General features: G+C 37.1%; 14 protein-coding genes. 10 read left to right on the forward strand and 4 right to left on the reverse strand.

Annotation, left to right across the window (positions count from 1 at the left end):
- Window positions 1-44: 44 nt before the first annotated feature.
- On the reverse strand, window positions 45-1,490 hold the full coding sequence (locus LC040_00075; GenBank protein WLR51336.1) for a sigma 54-interacting transcriptional regulator: 1,446 nt from the start codon (window positions 1,488-1,490) through the stop codon (window positions 45-47).
- A 321-nt stretch (window positions 1,491-1,811) separates the two neighbouring features.
- Between LC040_00075 and LC040_00080 the strand changes: the two genes are divergently transcribed.
- The 9 genes from LC040_00080 (at window position 1,812) to LC040_00120 (ending at window position 11,721) form a co-directional block, all read left to right on the forward strand.
- Window positions 1,812-2,525, forward strand: a complete 714-nt coding sequence (locus LC040_00080; protein ID WLR51337.1) for an alpha/beta hydrolase — start codon at window positions 1,812-1,814, stop codon at window positions 2,523-2,525.
- Between the two features lie 193 nt (window positions 2,526-2,718).
- Window positions 2,719-3,855, forward strand: coding sequence for a phosphatidylglycerol lysyltransferase domain-containing protein (locus LC040_00085; protein ID WLR51338.1), 1,137 nt, complete (start codon window positions 2,719-2,721; stop codon window positions 3,853-3,855).
- Window positions 3,856-3,957: 102 nt separating this feature from the next.
- Complete coding sequence (gene proC, locus LC040_00090) at window positions 3,958-4,767, forward strand: pyrroline-5-carboxylate reductase (protein WLR51339.1); 810 nt, start codon at window positions 3,958-3,960, stop codon at window positions 4,765-4,767.
- A gap of 130 nt (window positions 4,768-4,897) precedes the next feature.
- The gene (locus LC040_00095; protein WLR51340.1) at window positions 4,898-5,551 is read left to right on the forward strand and encodes a response regulator transcription factor; all 654 of its coding nucleotides are present in this window, start codon (window positions 4,898-4,900) and stop codon (window positions 5,549-5,551) included.
- A 27-nt stretch (window positions 5,552-5,578) separates the two neighbouring features.
- Window positions 5,579-7,084: an MASE3 domain-containing protein gene (locus LC040_00100; GenBank protein ID WLR51341.1), complete on the forward strand. Its 1,506-nt coding sequence runs from the start codon at window positions 5,579-5,581 to the stop codon at window positions 7,082-7,084.
- 230 nt (window positions 7,085-7,314) lie between these two features.
- Window positions 7,315-8,070, forward strand: a complete 756-nt coding sequence (locus LC040_00105) for a histidine kinase (protein ID WLR51342.1) — start codon at window positions 7,315-7,317, stop codon at window positions 8,068-8,070.
- A gap of 57 nt (window positions 8,071-8,127) precedes the next feature.
- Window positions 8,128-9,537 carry a bifunctional diguanylate cyclase/phosphodiesterase gene (locus LC040_00110; GenBank protein WLR51343.1) on the forward strand — a complete coding sequence of 470 codons (1,410 nt, stop codon included), beginning with the start codon at window positions 8,128-8,130 and terminating at the stop codon, window positions 9,535-9,537.
- A gap of 163 nt (window positions 9,538-9,700) precedes the next feature.
- Complete coding sequence (locus LC040_00115; GenBank protein WLR51344.1) at window positions 9,701-11,386, forward strand: methyl-accepting chemotaxis protein; 1,686 nt, start codon at window positions 9,701-9,703, stop codon at window positions 11,384-11,386.
- 131 nt (window positions 11,387-11,517) lie between these two features.
- Window positions 11,518-11,721 (forward strand): DUF6501 family protein, encoded by a 204-nt coding sequence (locus LC040_00120; GenBank protein WLR51345.1) that lies wholly within the window; start codon window positions 11,518-11,520, stop codon window positions 11,719-11,721.
- 26 nt (window positions 11,722-11,747) lie between these two features.
- Here LC040_00120 and LC040_00125 read toward each other — a convergent pair whose 3' ends face one another.
- Together LC040_00125 and LC040_00130 are read right to left on the reverse strand one after the other, a co-directional pair.
- A complete protein-coding gene (locus LC040_00125) occupies window positions 11,748-13,439 on the reverse strand; it encodes a M14 family zinc carboxypeptidase (GenBank protein ID WLR51346.1) in 1,692 nt (563 codons plus the stop codon).
- A gap of 115 nt (window positions 13,440-13,554) precedes the next feature.
- Window positions 13,555-15,306 carry a glycoside hydrolase family 66 protein gene (locus tag LC040_00130; GenBank protein ID WLR51347.1) on the reverse strand — a complete coding sequence of 584 codons (1,752 nt, stop codon included), beginning with the start codon at window positions 15,304-15,306 and terminating at the stop codon, window positions 13,555-13,557.
- A 240-nt stretch (window positions 15,307-15,546) separates the two neighbouring features.
- Between LC040_00130 and LC040_00135 the strand changes: the two genes are divergently transcribed.
- On the forward strand, window positions 15,547-16,290 hold the full coding sequence (locus tag LC040_00135; protein ID WLR51348.1) for a class I SAM-dependent methyltransferase: 744 nt from the start codon (window positions 15,547-15,549) through the stop codon (window positions 16,288-16,290).
- Window positions 16,291-16,323: 33 nt separating this feature from the next.
- On the opposite strand, the gene LC040_00140 is transcribed toward LC040_00135, so the two are convergent.
- A complete protein-coding gene (locus tag LC040_00140; protein ID WLR51349.1) occupies window positions 16,324-16,863 on the reverse strand; it encodes a hypothetical protein in 540 nt (179 codons plus the stop codon).
- Window positions 16,864-16,971: the final 108 nt, after the last annotated feature.

Consider the following 16,971-nt stretch of genomic DNA (forward strand, 5'->3'; position numbering starts at 1 on the left):
TGAATAAAAAATTTAGGGGCTGCCCATAAAGTCATTTTATGACCTTATGGGACAGCCCCGTTTTTTTGCATTGTTCCTTTATTTTTTTCTCTTTCGATCCCGAACTTGCGCAATCGGTATTGTAAGCTTTGTCTGCTTAAACCGAGGACAGAAGCGGCACTGGTAACGTTAAAGTTATGCTCTTCTAAGACCTCTTCTATGTAGTCTCGTTCAATTTCACTCATATAATCCTTCAAAGATTTGGTCTGCTCTTTATGGTTAGGAACGGTTACTGCTTCTGGTTGCTCTGAAGGTGAAGACTCCTTCTCTGATAGTAATGAGCGTTTTCGAAAGTGAAGGGGAAGGTGGGAATAGTCGATCCATTCTTCATTCGTAATTAAGTTCATTGAACCTTCAACAACATGCTCAAGCTCCCTCACATTTCCGGGCCAATTATATTCATAAAATGCTTGGCCCAGCTCGTCTGTCAGATCCTTAACATTCATTTGAAAAAGGTAGTTATATTTATCAATAAAATGCTGAACTAGTGGTGCAATATCAGCTTTACGTTCTCTTAATGGTGGAATAAATAGAGATACAACGCTTAATCGATAATAAAGGTCTTTGCGTAAATGATTGTTGGCAATCGCATCTATCGGGTCTTCGTTAATTGTCGCAATTATACGGACATCTGTTTTAATATCCTTCGTACCACCGACGCGTCGGATGGATTTTTCTTGAATGGCCCTTAACAATTTTGCCTGTAAGTTAGGGCTTAAAGAATTTATTTCATCAAGTAATAAGGTTCCGCCTTCAGCTTGCTCAAATAGGCCTGGTCTTTCAGTTGAACCTGTAAATGCTCCTTTCTTTGTACCAAAAAGCAAGCTTTCTATTAAGCTATCAGGAAGTGCAGCGCAGTTTTGACTAATGAATGGCTTTGCAGAACGGTGGCTTCCATTATGGATGCTTTGGGCAAAAATTTCTTTTCCTGTTCCTGTTTCTCCGATAATTAAGACAGAAGAGCTTGTCCGAGTGGCACGCTTGGCATGCTCAATAATCTCTTTAAGCTCAATGCTCGTTCCAATTATTTTTTCAAAGGTATATTTTGTATTTCCTTTTTGCTCCATATTTTCACGAATAAGGCGCTCGATCTTCGTGACATCTTTTGCAATTTCTACTGCCCCTACGATTGTTTTGCCATGTTTAACTGGAAATGTGTCATTAATCGTGGTGATTTCATTTCCTTTATTATTAAAATAGGTTTGCTTGACGTTCCTCGACTGTATTCCTTCCTGCAATGTTCTCACAAGTGTACTTTCTTGGCCCTCGCTAAATTGAAACACTTCGAGAAGGTTTTTATATAATACATCCTTTATTTCCATTGATTCAATCTCAGCCATTTTTTTATTATAAATAATTGTCGTTCCATTGGAATCGATTGCGTGGACACCGACATCTATTTCATTAAGCAGAAGATCGTATAGGTGATTTAACTGAAGTTGTTCCTGCATGAATTCCTGCCCCCTAAGTGTGGAAAATAAACATGAATTTTGCTTCATCATATGAAAAATTCATACAAATGTAAACGCTTAGCTATTGACTTTTTCGAAAAAACGCTGTTCATAACCTGATAGAAAACTTGATTTCAAGTGTTCTTTTGTATATACTCCTATATTAAATACTATTTTTCGGTTATTAGTAATGTGTAAATGGTTAAAAGTAAATAAAGATGGAATAGTGTTGAAGCTGTTCTAAAAAGACATAGGGAGAGATTTTTCATCGATACGAATGAAGTGTTCACCAAGCTTAAGGATCAGCATGTGTATGTTTCATTGCCTGCGAAGAATAAGCCACAACGTGGGGGCGTTGTCTTATTAGGCGGAACAGGCGGTTTTGTTAATAAGGGGAAAACAGATCTGCACAAGAAAGCAGAACGAATGAAGTTTGTTGAAGAACTGAACGAACAAGGTTATATTGTCGGGTATTCAAATGCTTATAACCGCAACTGGGGAAGCAGCAAGGCTGTTTCTGCTATTCGAGATTTATATAAAATGATGAAAGAACATTTTCATGTGCGCTTGCCAATCCATGTTGTTGGAATCAGCATGGGAAGCATATTAGGGCTACGTTTAGCTATAAAAAAAGCAATTCCTATCGCCACGTTAACGCTCATTAAGCCTGTTATGGATTTGGCTGCCCACCGTAAATATATTCTTCAACTTGAAAAGGAAGACCGAATTGGAGAAGAGCTCTCCAAAGCCTATGAGATGCCTGTCAAAAAAATAGATGATTACCTTCATGACTGGGAATTAAAGACTGATAGCTTTCCTGATATTCCATGTCAAGTGTACTGTGGGGAGAAAGACCGTTTAGCTCCACTTCACAATAATATGCTTCCCTTTGCTAAGATAAGCATGGAATCAAATCAGCCGACACAATTAACCGTTGTTGAAAAAGCTGCCCATAAAGATGATTATCGCTTTTTTAAATTTAAAGAAGACATGATTGCATTTCTAAAACAATATGAAACAGCGATTCATCGTTAAAGAGCCTGCCGACATGCAGGTTCTTTTTTTGATTGTAGCAGACGGCGCTGACTTCTGCCCTGTGGAAATCAACAGCAACGTTTAACAGAGCCTGTTTGTAAAATATTTCACAAGATTTTTTTATATTGAACGTCGAATTTATCCCTAAGTATGGTATATTCTATTATTAGAAGGTTTTAAGTGAGGGGAAGTTATGTTCGACAATTTAGTGATGGAGAACCTAGGTTTGTCTTTGGCCTATCTAACTTTTATTTTAGTTATTAGTTACGTAGGGATGTATATGGTAAAAACAAAGAAAGAACTGCCTGTCCAAGATGAAGTCGATTATCGTGAAGTGGCCACTTTTCTTAAGCAATATGATCAACATAGCTCAGCTCATTTAATCTTTTTGAACGATAAACAACTTTATTGGGCACAAGAAAAGCGAGTGTTAATTGCCTACCGGAAAATCATGAATAAGTTGATCGTATTAGGGGACCCAATTGGAGCAGCTTCATCCATTCAAGCAGGGATTAAGGAATTTAAAGAATATGCTGAGAAACATGGGTGTGTGCCTGTTTTTTATCAAATAAGTCCACAATATATGCAGTATTATCATGATTCTGGTTATCGCTTTTTTAAGCTTGGTGAGGAAGGGAAAGTCGAACTTCCTGAATTCTCAATTGCAGGCAAGAAAGGCGCAAAGCTTCGCACAAGAAAAAATAAGTTTGAACGAAATGGCTTTCAATTTAAAGTAATAAAACCTCCATATTCGGGGAAGCTGCTTGCAGAATTAAAAGTTGTATCTGATTCATGGCTTGATAAGCGAAAAGAAAAAGGATTTTCTGTTAGTTATTTTGATAAAGAATATGTTTCTCTTTTTCCAGTAGCTACATTATATAATCCTGAAGGAAAGTTAATTGCATTTGCAACACTCGCTGGTGAGGGTAAGAATATTACAATTGATTTGATGCGTTCGTTGTCTAATAGTCCTCACGGTACAATGGATATGTTGTTTTTATCGATCTTTTTTTGGGCGAAGGAAAATGGCTATCAGAATTGCAGCTTAGGAGTTGCCCCTTTAGCGAATGTTGGGAACTGTAAGTTTGCAAGAACACATGAGAAATTTGCTCATATGTTGTTTTTGCATGGGAATTTTTTATACAAATTTAAAGGCTTAAAAGAATATAAAGAGAAATTCGCTCACAATTGGGAGCCGAAATATCTAGCATATAAGAAGTCATTCTTAACGTTTACGGTCTTTCAAATTTTTCTGCTTATCCATCACAAACCGAAAGCAGCGAATAAGATTGTACAACATGTAACAGAATTAAAGCGTAAATTAGGGTAAGGCATCTGAATGAAAGATCAGATGCCTTATTTTTGATCGTCACGAGATAATGATAAACTTGTAAATAGTTTAGCCCAATATCATGACAAGGGGTGAGAATTGATGGACAAAAGAATCGGATTTATTGGCTGTGGAAATATGGCACAGGCAATTATTAAAGGAATGGTTGAAGCGAAAGTAGCGGCGCCAGAAGATATTATGGCGAGTGCAATGAGCGAAGAGACACTACATCATGTACAAGAAAGCTTAAACATCCAAGTTACGAAGAGAAATTCAGAGGTTGCTGAATACAGCGATATTTTATTTTTAGCTGTAAAGCCAAATCAGTATGCAAGCATTATTGCTGAGATCGAGGCATTGATAAAGGAAACGACGATTATTGTAACAATTGCTGCTGGCATCGACTTAAAGTTCATGGAGCAAACCTTTGGCAGAAAAATTAAGGCGATCAGAACAATGCCGAATACCCCTTCACTTGTCGGTGAAGGAATGAGTGCAATATGTGCAAATGAATATGTAACGGACGATGATTTGAAGGCTGTCTTGAAGCTGTTTGAGAGTTTTGGAAAAGCTGAAGTCATTGACGAATCGTTAATGGATGCCATCCCAGCAATTAGCGGTTCATCCCCTGCATATGTTTATATGTTCATTGAATCGTTGGCAGATGGCGGTGTGAAACAAGGGATTCCACGTGAACAGGCATATAAGCTAGCGGCACAAGCAGTTTTAGGAGCGGCGAAAATGGTACTTGAAACAGATCTACATCCAGGTGCGTTGAAAGACCAAGTGTGTTCCCCTGGTGGTGCAACGATTGAAGCTGTTACAGCACTTGAGAAAAATAATTTCCGTGGCTCTATTCTTTCAGCAATGGAAAGTTGTACAAAAAAAGCAAAAGGATTATCAGAAGAGTAGCGGGAGACATATTTATGTTTCCTGTTTTTTTGCGAATAAGTTAGTCTTAAAGCATCATTAAATTAAATAAACAAGGAAATTATGTAGAATTTTGTATATAATGAGGGGAGTAGAGGATGGAGGGTGAGGAATGACTTCAATTCGAGTTATCGTTGCAGACGACCATGCAATTGTTCGATCAGGCTTGGAAATGATGGTGAATGAACAAGAGGATATGGAAGTTGTCGGTAGTGCTTCTACTGGGGATGAAGCCATTACTGCTGCAGAGGAGCTTTCCCCTGATATTATCGTGATGGATTTAAATATGCCTCCCGGGAAAAATGGTTTAATTGCTACAAAGGTAATTAAGAGTCGCTTCCCAGAGGTTAAGGTCCTTATCTTAACGATGCATGATGACCGTGAATATATTTTCAGAGTTTTACAGGCAGGAGCGTCTGGTTATCTTCTGAAAAGTGCAGAAGATATGGATTTAATTACAGCTATTCGGACGGTTTATAATGGCGAAGCATATTTGTATCCAAAAGCAACAAAAATTCTTATCGAAAGTTATATGGAAAAGGTCTCTGAAGGGGAGGAATCCTTTCAAAGTCTAAGTCCTAGAGAGCAAGAAGTCTTATCATACATAGCGAAGGGTTATTCAAATAAAGAAATTGGTGAAATACTCTATCTGTCAGTCAAGACAATTGAAACACATCGGGCCAAAATTATGGAGAAACTTCAGCTTCGAACAAGACCTGAACTTGTGAAATATGCCCTTAAGCATGGATTGCTTGATTTTGAATAATATTATTCATGGATATGGTGAGTGAATATGACGAGGCTGAGAAAAAAAGAAACGGAAACAATTATTTTCTTTTTTGGCGCATTTGGCATTTTTTTGATGACAAGAGTTTTTCACGATGGCCTTACATTTTGGTATGATGATTCGTATTATTTAGTATTACATACAATTTTTGAGCTGTTCAGTATTTTTGTGTCATTCTCGATTTTTTTCTATGGGTGGTTGACTTTTCCATACACACAATCTCAACAGAAGCTGACGTTAAGCTTGATTTTTTTCGTTGTTGGTGTTCTTGATTTAGCGCATACCCTTACATACAAAGGTATGCCGTTTTATCAGCATGAGCATACAATTGCGATTGCTACATGGTTTTGGATACTTGCACGCTTTACAGAAAGTATCGGGCTTGGGCTTATCTTTATTAAAGGGAAGGAATATAAGCTTAACTTTAAGCAGAAAAACATTTTCTTGATTTCTGCCTGTCTTTATAATGTTTTTTTAGTTGTGCTTATTCTTACAAATGCAGAGAATTTACCTGTCTTGTTGATAGAGGGTGAAGGCGTTACCTCGATTAAAATTGCTTTTGAATACGTCATCAGTATTATTCATCTTGTGACACTGTTGTTTATATTTAAAGATTATCGGAGAACAAAAAATCCAGATGATTTGACCATTATCGTAGGTGTTATTTTCTTGTTTTTCGGTGAATTAATTTTCACTTTATATTTACGAGTTTATGACCTTGATAATTTGCTAGGACATATTTATAAAGCACTTGGCTATTTCTTTTTATTGAAAGGAATTTTCTTTCCGCAGTTTGCCCGGGTTTATACAGAAAGGGAGCAAGTAAAGACCCAGTGGAAAATAGCTGAGGAAAAGTTACAAGAACAAGAGAAGAAGTTAACATCTGCTATTATTCATGCTCAAGAAGATGAGAGAAGAAGGGTATCGCGCGAATTGCATGACGGAGTTGGTCAATCGATGTACAGCATTCTTATGTCTGTCAGAATGTTTAAGCGGTCGGCAAAAGAACAGAAAATGCTCGAACAGATTGGTCAGGTTGAGAATTTAATTAGCAGCTCAATGACTGAAGTGAAAAATATTGCTTATCAATTAAGGCCAAGTGCACTTGATGATCTTGGGCTAATCCCTGCTTTACGTTCTCATATTGCACGGTATGAACAAACATTTGGGACAATCGTGAACTTTCGCTTAGAAGGTAAGGTGAAGCGTTTTGATCCAGAAGTAGAAACAGCGCTTTATCGTATCTTTCAAGAAGCACTTAATAATGCAGCAAAATATGCTGAAACAGACAGTATTGATATTGATTTAATTATTAATGAAGATGGTATTCAGATGACGGTTAAGGATTATGGAAAGGGTTTCGATATAGAGGAATATATTAAAACTCAGCATAATGGATTAGGGTTATTTGGGATGCAAGAACGCGCTGCATTAATCAATGGGAGTGTTTCAATCGATTCAGAAATAGGTAATGGCACGCTGGTTAGTATTTTTATTCCTAACATAGAGTGAGAAGTCTTCAACTAAGGGAAGGCTTCTTTTTTTTGTCCATTTCTCTAGGGGGATTCCCCGAGTATGTTGGAATTGTTAATAGCTAATGCGAAAGAATAAAGGAACGGTGCGGATGGTGGGTCTAGCAGGTAATTTATTTTATAGGGATTCCCCCGATACAAATTATCTGGAAAAATATCCATAATAGTTAATAACAAGAACATCATATCTAAATCTCCGGAGGGTTTAATATGAAAAACTCATTAAATAAGCAATTGATAGATACCATTCAATCCTATTCAGAGGAATTGTCAAATATATTTAAACAAATGGCAAATGAATTAGAACATATTCAAATTGAAAATACAGGAGATCCAATTCAATATGAATTAAAGGAAATGATGAAGATAACAGCAGCAGAGAAGCAACGATTTTCAGATGAGCTTTATCATGATATTGCTCAATCGATCTATAGCTTATTATTACGTATTAAAATGATGCGGAACTTGCCTGATGACCCACAAGTACAATCTTCCTTACAAGAAATAGAGGTTGTGATGGATGGGATCCTAGGAAAGGTTCGGAATCTCTCATTCGAAATCTACCCTTTAATGCTTGAAGACCTTGGGTTTCTAGCAACATTACGTTCACTTATTCGAAAAATCAATGATGAGCATCAGAAAGAGATTAACCTTGAGGTAAAAGGAATTGCTACAGAGCTGAAAGTAGAACTGGATGCTTTTCTTTATCAAGTTTGCCACGATGTATTAGAGTCTCTCGTTGTTCGCAAAGATGTGAGAGCTTGTAATATAGAAATTGCATTTCGCGATCACCAGATTGAAGTCGTTTTTCTAATGGATGAAGCATCTGCGATAGAAAAGAATGAATTGAACGAAGAATTATTAATTGTAAGGAAGCGGGTTGAATATTGGAAAGGAAGCTTTGAGCTTCAAACAAACCAAGCCAATTATGTTGTGAAAGTAGTGGTGAAAGTTCAGGAAGGATAAAGGGAAAGTCAGGTACGACAGGTAATTTCATTTTCTTATGAAGAGGTGGGAAGTTGAATGGGCGTAAATAACGAAACGAAGCAAAGCTTTAAGCAGACACTGTCTACGGCAATTGGAGCGTTATCAAATATCAGTTCAAAAGGTTTAAAATTAAAGGGAAAATCTTCAGGGGAAAACCATAAACAATTGAATTATTATGATAGCCTTACTAATCTGCCGAATCGTACCTACACGAAGCAACTTCTTCAAGAAATGCTCGATAACGAAAATGTGAAGAACCTTACTGTCTTATACCTTGATATTGAACGGTTTAAGAAATTGAACGATTCTTTCGGATATGAATATGGAGATTTGGTTATTCAGCAAGTGGCAGAAAAGATTGCATGTCATTTTAACCATAAGGGAATTCTTTCACGCTTTGGCTCTGATGAATTTGTTTTCATTCTCTATCCTCACCAAGCGAAAGAAAACGTCAGACAAATCATTGATGATATTTCCACACTCTTTCGTGCTCCGCTTGATATTGGCAGTCATACGTTTTATATCAACCTTCATGCTGGTGTTTCCTACTACCCGCAAGATGGAATGACAGCTAATGTATTAATTAATCATGCAGAAGCTGCGTTGAATGCTGCAAAAGATACGAATAGACGTTGTGCCTTTTACAAGCCTGAGTTAAATATGAGAAATTATGATGAACTTATTCTTGAAAGCTACCTTTATGAGGCATTAGAAAAGGATGAGTTCGAGCTTCATTTTCAGCCACAGTATCATTCAAAGACGAATAAAATTGTTGGTGTAGAAGCATTGTTGCGTTGGAATCATCCAGAGATCGGATATATCCCACCTGATAAATTCATTCCAACCGCCGAACAAACAGGATTAATTGAAACGATTGGGTTATGGGTTTTAAGGAAATCATGTGAGCAGCTGCAAAAGTGGCGGAGGAAAGGGTATGAAGAACTCAAGCTATCTGTTAATCTTTCTCTTCGTCAATTAGTACACGATGATTTTGTAGATGAGGTAAAGACGATTATTGAAGAAACGTCCATTCCTGCGGAAAACCTTACTCTTGAAATAACAGAGAGTTTATCCATGGATTATAAACGATTTATTCCTATTCTAAAGGATTTGAAGACGTTAGGGCTTAAGCTTGCAATTGATGATTTCGGAACTGGGTATAGCTCTTTATCATATTTGAAACAACTTCCGATAGATTTCTTGAAAATTGACCGCCTATTTATTGATGACATGATGAAGGATGTAAAGTCGCTTCTTATTGTACGTACAATTATTTCCCTATCTGAACATCTGAAATTAGATGTCATTGCAGAAGGTGTAGAAACAATCGAACAGTTGGAATTGCTTAAAGAAAGTGAATGTCATCTACTGCAAGGGTATTTTATAAGTAAGCCTGTTCCAGCTGTAGAAATTGATCGATTATTACCTTCGCTAAGTCTTGCATAACATAAAGCCAGCACTGCTGGCTTTTTCAGATCCATTATAAGTAAAATAAGCAACTATTTTGTTAAAAAATATAAAATAATGTAGAAATGTTACACAAGTATAGTATTATTTTCATGAGAGAGGCTTTTGTAATAGTCGAAAAATGTAAAAAGGGGGAGTTCGGATGATTCGCAACCTTAGCATTCGAAAGAAGTTAAACCTCAGCTTCTTTACGATGACAGCTTTTTTAGCAATTGTTATTATCATTGGTCTTATTAACACGAACGAGACGAATCGTTCTTTAGAACATATTAATGTTGAGGAAGAAGTAATGGCCGCATACAATGACATTGCCTTTCATGTTGTACGTGCAAATGCAGCTGTGCGTGGCTACATGCTCTATCAAGACGATTTAATGCGAGATAACCATTATGAAATTCGTAAACAAGCACATGCAGCAATTGAAAAAGTGAAAGAGCTTGATGGGGAAAGTTCAGATTTCAAGGAATTTGAGAACAACTTTTTAGCTTGGGAAGAAGCGATTGATAAAGAGGTGTTTTCTCTTATTGATAACGGCCAAATTGCTGAAGCAGCAGCTGTTTCAAAGCCGATCTTAGGGGAAGGTTCTCGTACGCTCGTGCTTTTTTCAAAGGAAATGGCAAACAAAAAGAATGCAGAAATTATAAGCCTTACAGATAAAATAGAGAAAAACGGTGACAAGAATTTCTTGATTATGCTTGTAGTTGGCTTAATTGCTGCAGTGGTAAGCGTAAGTATTGCGCTAGTTTTTGGACGTCGGATTACTAAAGCAATTGACGACATCGTAAAGAATATAACTGAATTTGCGAGTGGGAACCTGACGATTAACATTAAATCAAATCGAAGTGATGAGCTTGGTCAGTTAGCAAAAGCGATCAATGCCATGGCTGATCATCTCAAAGGCATGCTAAAAGGAATAGCAAATTCCTCTGATCGTGTTGCAGCAACTTCCGAAGAATTAACAGCAAGCAGTGAAGAAGTCAGCAAAGCAAACGAACAAATTAGTGAGTCGATTCAAGAGATTTCAACAGGTATTGAAAAGCAAAATGAAAGAACGAAAGATTCAGGCGAACATGTCGATCACATTTCAAATGAGATGCAGCATATTAATGAAAATATTAAAAATGTTAACCAAGTCGTTTCTGATACAACCACAGTTGCAGGAAATGGCCGAGAGATCGTAGCTAAAGTTGTGAATCAAATGGATGTGATTCTTGCTAAGACAGATTCCATCACAGAAGCTCTTCATTCATTGAATGATAAGTCAACCAACATCGGGAAAATGGTTGTGCTCATTTCTGATATTGCTGAGCAGACAAATTTATTAGCGCTGAACGCATCAATAGAGGCAGCTCGAGCAGGGGAGCATGGGAAAGGCTTTGCAGTTGTTGCGAATGAAGTAAGAAAACTGGCCGAACAATCTGCAGGTGCTGCTCAACAAATTCGCGCTTTAACAGATGAAATTACCTCTGAGACATCAAGCATTGTGAAAGCTATGGATGATAACAATGAATCAGTTCATAACGGCAAAACGTATGCGGATCAAACAGATGATTCGTTCGAACACATTCATCAAGCTGTTGCTCAGGTTCATGAACAAACGTTATCAGTAACCCAAGTAATTGAAAAGATCAACGAAGATATTCAATATCTCGTGCATGATTTTAAAGATATGTTAGAGGTATCGGAGAATTCGGTAGACCATGTGCAAAGTGTTGCAGCATCAACTGAACAAGAAAACGCTGCTATGCAGGAAATTGCAGCAGCAGCACATGAATTATCGAAGATGTCAGTTGAGCTACGTGAAGCTGTACATGTCTTTAAAGTGTAACAATAACAAGCTCTTGTCTAGTTGTTTAGGCAAGAGTTTTTCTTTTTAGATTATAGAGTGAATGAGTTAGAATATGGTATACTTGAAAACAAAATAAAAACAGATCTACATACAGGAAAGGAGCATGCGATATGATTCATCAAAATTGGAAAGAGAGCAAAACAATTAAGACATTAAAGTGCCTCCATACAAATGCAAAGAAATATACGGTTGAAAATGTTTTGACAGCCGGCAAAACATATGAGGTGAAAAATGAAACTGAAGAGTTTTATTTCATCGTTGATAATACGGGCCGAGTAGGCGGCTTTAACAAGGAATATTTTGAAGAAGTATAAGAACAAAAGAGAAGCAGAGTTGGTCATCACTCGACCGACTCTGCTTCTTTTAATTCTTCTGTTTGGATTTGAGGCTCCTCTTTCATTGTATCGTTCGTTTGTTCTGTTAGCTCATTTGCTGTACGTTCAGTCTTAGATTCTATAAGGAGTATTCTGCCTTCTGGTTTCCAAGTAAGTGTGCTTCCTAACCATTTTGCTAAGCGGGCTGGAATATAAGTTTGTCCATTATAAAGCGTTGGAGCCTTCTGTAAGTCAATTGATTGCTCATTAATATAAGCAAGGGTGTTTCCAATTTCAATATTCAAGGAAGTATTTTGGTTTTCTAATGTTATCATCTTCCCATTTGGTTGAACGGATAAATTTAAGTTATATGCTTTTGCAAACTCTCTTACAGGGAGAAATAAATTTCCGTTTTCAAATAAAAGATTTTGTATTGGCTTTTGGTTTATATAAATATGCCCATTTTGATTTAATTCTTGTGCATATAGTTGATTTAAGCGCTCAACTTCTTGGTCGAACTGCTTAGTGACTAAAACGAACTCTTCTTGTAATGTAATTGCTTCTTCAAGCTGCTCTAATGCAATAAGAATGTTGAATAGTTTTTCTTTTGTGTCGTTCAGTACAGCGTCGGTTAATTGGTTTTGTTTATATTGAGCTAGCTGCGTTTGATAGCTTTGCAATAACTGTTCTTTTTGTTTGATTTTTATTCCATTTCTCGCTAACCAAAGCTTATGCCCTTCTTCAGCTATCCACAAGCCAACCTCTTTATTTCGGTTCCAAATTTCTGGGAATACAGACAGCGGAACGTGTGTATGACCTACATAGTAACTGATTTCAGGGGTAAATCCAGGGCGTCCAAATTCTTGAATGAACCAATCTGTATAACCGCCACCAGATGGATTCATTCGTGGGGTAACAAGAGTGTAATCGGTGTAATCTTTGAAAGTGCGCGCTAGTTGCTTGTCTCGCTGTAAGTTTTCAGGTTTATTATTAAAATACCAATATAGGATTCTACCAGAAGAGTGATAGGCGACAGCAATTTCAGGATTAATTTCCTTTGTAAACTTATGTATTGCTTGTGTTTCTAATGTTTGTAATGGTTTATTTCCTTTGTGATGAGAAAAAGCAGGATATGATTTATTATAACGAATGTTTTCCCAGTCAGCCGGATATTGACGGTTTAAATCAATGCCTTGTGCATTTGCTTTCCAACGTTTGAAGTCAGTGCTTCCTCCATTTAAGCGAATAAGTTGTTTTTGAACGTTTTGTGGGAACGCCTTTACTCCAAATTGTTGAAGAGTAACGCCGTCAGGATTAACCATTGGAACAAACCAAATCGATGTTTCATTTAAAATTTCTTTAGCTGGATATTTTCCGATGGTTGCATTGTTCTCATATGCACTGGCGTATTGTTCCATCATCTTCATTAACAAGGTAGACGTCATCCATTCTCTTGCATGGTGAGCCCCGTTTAAGAAGACAGTCGAACTTCCATTTCCAAGCTTTACAGCCCAAAGGTCTCTGCCGTAAGGGGTTTTACCAATGGAATGATATTGAATGAGGTGTGGATAGGCTTTCTGTAATTGTTGAATATCTTTTGTCAAACGCTCATACGAATAGACTTGCTGTGTTTTGACAATTGGCTCGCTTGCATAAACGGTGGAAGTCGTTTGAAGCAGAAGTGCAAAGCCAATGATGATAGATACAAACTTTTTCATATTTTCCTCCTTAAAAATAGTATCAACCCTACCTATTAAATCGGTTAACATCTGTCTATCTTTAAGAGGTTAAAGCATAAAAAAACTCAGAAGCAGTTCGCTTCCGAGCAGATGGTTACTTATATTCAATGACAACCATATCCCAATATTTTAGTCTCGGGACTTTGAAGGTCAGCTTATTGTTCTTTTGTTTGAAGGATAATGAGGCAGGTGCCCCTCCATTAAAGTCAGGAGAAGCATACCAAATTTTGTTGACATCAAGCGATTCTTTCAATGATACTGGAAGGTTTCTTTGTGCTTTTGGTTCTGTTTGGGTCCCGTTTGTATCCTGCCAGTTCATATGCTTTACATTAGTAAAATTGAGAAGGTGAAGAACTTTTTTATTTTCTTTCCCTTTTGAAAATACCCACACTTTTCCTTTTGTAGGTTTTTGTGAAAGTTTAGTAGTACTTTTGTTGACTAGCTTTAGTTCAGATGCTTTCATACGGTCGCGCAATAAGTTCTCATAGGCAGTGAGAAAGTCATAATAGTTGATTAGGCTTTCTTTCAGTTGTTTGTCCATTTTTAATTTGTTGTGCGGGAAGTATTCTTTAGATAGCATATGTTCACCAAGCTCTAGATGCGCCCCACCTGATGCAAATATAACACTGTTCGTAAGTAAAACCCCAGGTGTGTTAAAGGAGCCTTTCCGATTAGAAAGGTTGGAGTTCATATAAGCAGCTAAGACTGTGTTCTTTTGGTGATAGGTCAGTTCGTTGTTCTCATCAATAATTTGTTTGAGCTTACTGTAGTTGCTATTAGGGTCCTGAACTTCGCTATAGAGAAAATCGACGGGCGTTTTACTTATATATTCTTGACCATATTGATCCACTGCGTTCATGACTAGGTCATTATTAATTTGTTCTTTTGCTTTGTTCAGAAATGGTTCATAAGAAGGCTCAAGACTTATTTTTGTAGCAGCAAAATTATAGACAGGACTCTTGTCGCCTAGTTGATCAACATGCCATCCATCAAAGCCTAATGTATCCATCGCTTGCTTTTGGTTCTCAATAATGTAATCCTGCCAACCCTCGTGAAAAGGATTCAGTACGTAGAGATCACTTCGCCAATCATCAGGTGAGTTATGTGATGCATACGCTGTTCTTTCAGGGTTGCTGTAGAGGCGCCACCTTATTTGAATGCCTTGTTTCTTTGCTTGACTTTCAGCTCCGTAAAGCAGGTTATTAGCCATTGTATTCATATTTCTTAGCTGGGCAGACTGAATAGATGTTTTTATCGTTTTCAATGCCACATTTTGATTTGCGATATTTTTCCACTGTTTATCAGGTTTTTTTGCCGTGCCCTTCAACGGTTGGTGGTGCTTATACGCCCAATTATTAAATTGAATACCGTTAAGGTGGTAGCGATTTAACTCGTCTAATATAGAATCAATTTCTGCTTTGCTTTTTGGTGAAAAGTCCGATAAAAATCCATAGCGGGGAAATTGCGTCCAATCTTTTGATACATCAACAGCAATTGTCTTTTTGTCAGAAGAATCATTTGTTTCGTATGTAATCATTGCAAGGTAACCTTTACCATTTTCTTTCGGCGGTGTCCATGTCCACTGATATGTTTTATCGTCAATATAAATGGATTTCGTTTCTATCGTTTTATCAAGGTGTTTGTACGTCACTTCCATCTTTCCGTAAGAAGAACCCTTAAATTTTGCGGTAAACGTTACTTTTGAGCCAGGAGGATAATGCGATTTGTCGGTTTGTAAGGATTGGATCAATTCGTTCTGTTGCTTGCCTTCACTACTATTAACACATGCAGTAAGAAAGAATAAGAGCAGACTTGTGAGTAAAAGAATTTTCCAGCTGTTTACCATGTAACATTCTCTCCTTTAACATAGGAAATAAGGGGCTGAACAATACAGCCCCTTATTTTATGTAACATTTCGACATGATAGACCTTCAGTGTATATCATTCGACAGGATAAGCCGCTTTTTGTACATCATTTTCCACTGGAAATTCATTGTGGATGTATTCCCTATTAATGGATTATTGCTGGATTGATAGGGGAATGAATACAATGATAGGTGTGTTTTTGAATGATAGGAGGGCATTGATGGACAGAAACAATTATTTCTCTTCTCAATCGCAAGAATATGCATTATATCGGCCAACATACCCTGATGAGCTGTTTAATTACATAACATCATTCGTAGAGAAGAAGGAGGTTGTACTTGATTGTGCTACAGGGAGCGGTCAAGCTGCTGTCCCACTATCAGAGCGCTTTAAACAAGTAATCGCCGTTGATATCAGTGAGAGGCAACTTCAATATGCTGAGAAACGAGCAAATATCCGATATGCTGTTTCACCTGTTGAACAGCTTAGAGTGCCTGAAAATAGTGTGGATTTAGTTACTGTGGCCCAAGGAGCACATTGGTTTCAATTTGATGCATTTTATAAGGAAGTTCAACGGGTTGCTAAGAAAGATGCAGCCATTGTGGTGTGGGGATATGGGTTGTGTACAATCTCCCGAGAAATCGACCAAATTCTACATGTTTATTATTATGAGATAGTCGGAAAATTTTGGCCTGCTGAAAGAAAATATATTGATGAAGAGTATAAGACACTTCCTTTTCCTTTTGCTGAAATCCAAACACTTGATTTTGAAATAAAAATTAAATGGACCGCTCAGCAATTTTTAGCTTATTTGTTCACTTGGTCAGCTACTCAAATGTATATGAAGGAGGAAGGGAAAAACCCACTTCAATTTATTAAAGATGAAATTGAACGGTTGTGGGGAGATGAGGCCCGGGAAATACGATGGCCAATTTTTATCAGAGCGGGTTATGTCAATCAATAAAATAGAGTCTTCCTGTTCCGTGGCAGGAAGACTCTATTTCTCTTGCGTTTCTTTTTCTTCAATATTGCCGAGATATTCAAAGAGATTGTGAAAGGTTTGGTAGCCGTTATCTTTCGTCTCTGCATTTGCAAATAATTCATCATAACGGTTAAGTTTTACGATATAGGGATCGATTGTTTCATCTACTTTTTGTTTTAATGTACGATACTTTTCTTTTTTCTTTTCATCATTTGTCCGTTGAATAACATGTCTTAGGTTTGATAAATCATGCAAGATATGCTGTTTTTCCACATGTAATTCATTTAATATCTTTTTTCGTAAAGATTGCACATTTGGATGAAGAAAAGTTACTACATCCTGCTCGGATGGTTTTGGAATGTATTTATTTATGAGATAAAGCGCTAATTCTAACATTTCTTTCTGGTCATTAAGATTGCACGGATCTTTTGTATCTGCTACAAAAGAAGAGACAGAAATGTTGATATTTTTCTTAGGCTTCGTTCGTTTTTTTATTTCTTGATTGGTAAAGGTTGGGGCGTGAACCTTTTTTCTTTTTTTAAATAATGGAAACACAGTGGTACCCTCCTTCTGAAAGACAGGTCGATTGTTGCTCTTAATATCGGAGTGTACATCATTTCATCGCTGAATCAAAGGGTTGAATTTATTAAAATAGCTCTAGTC

The sequence above is a fragment of the Bacillus tianshenii genome, assembly GCA_020524525.2.
Taxonomy (GTDB): domain Bacteria; phylum Bacillota; class Bacilli; order Bacillales; family Bacillaceae_N; genus Bacillus_AV.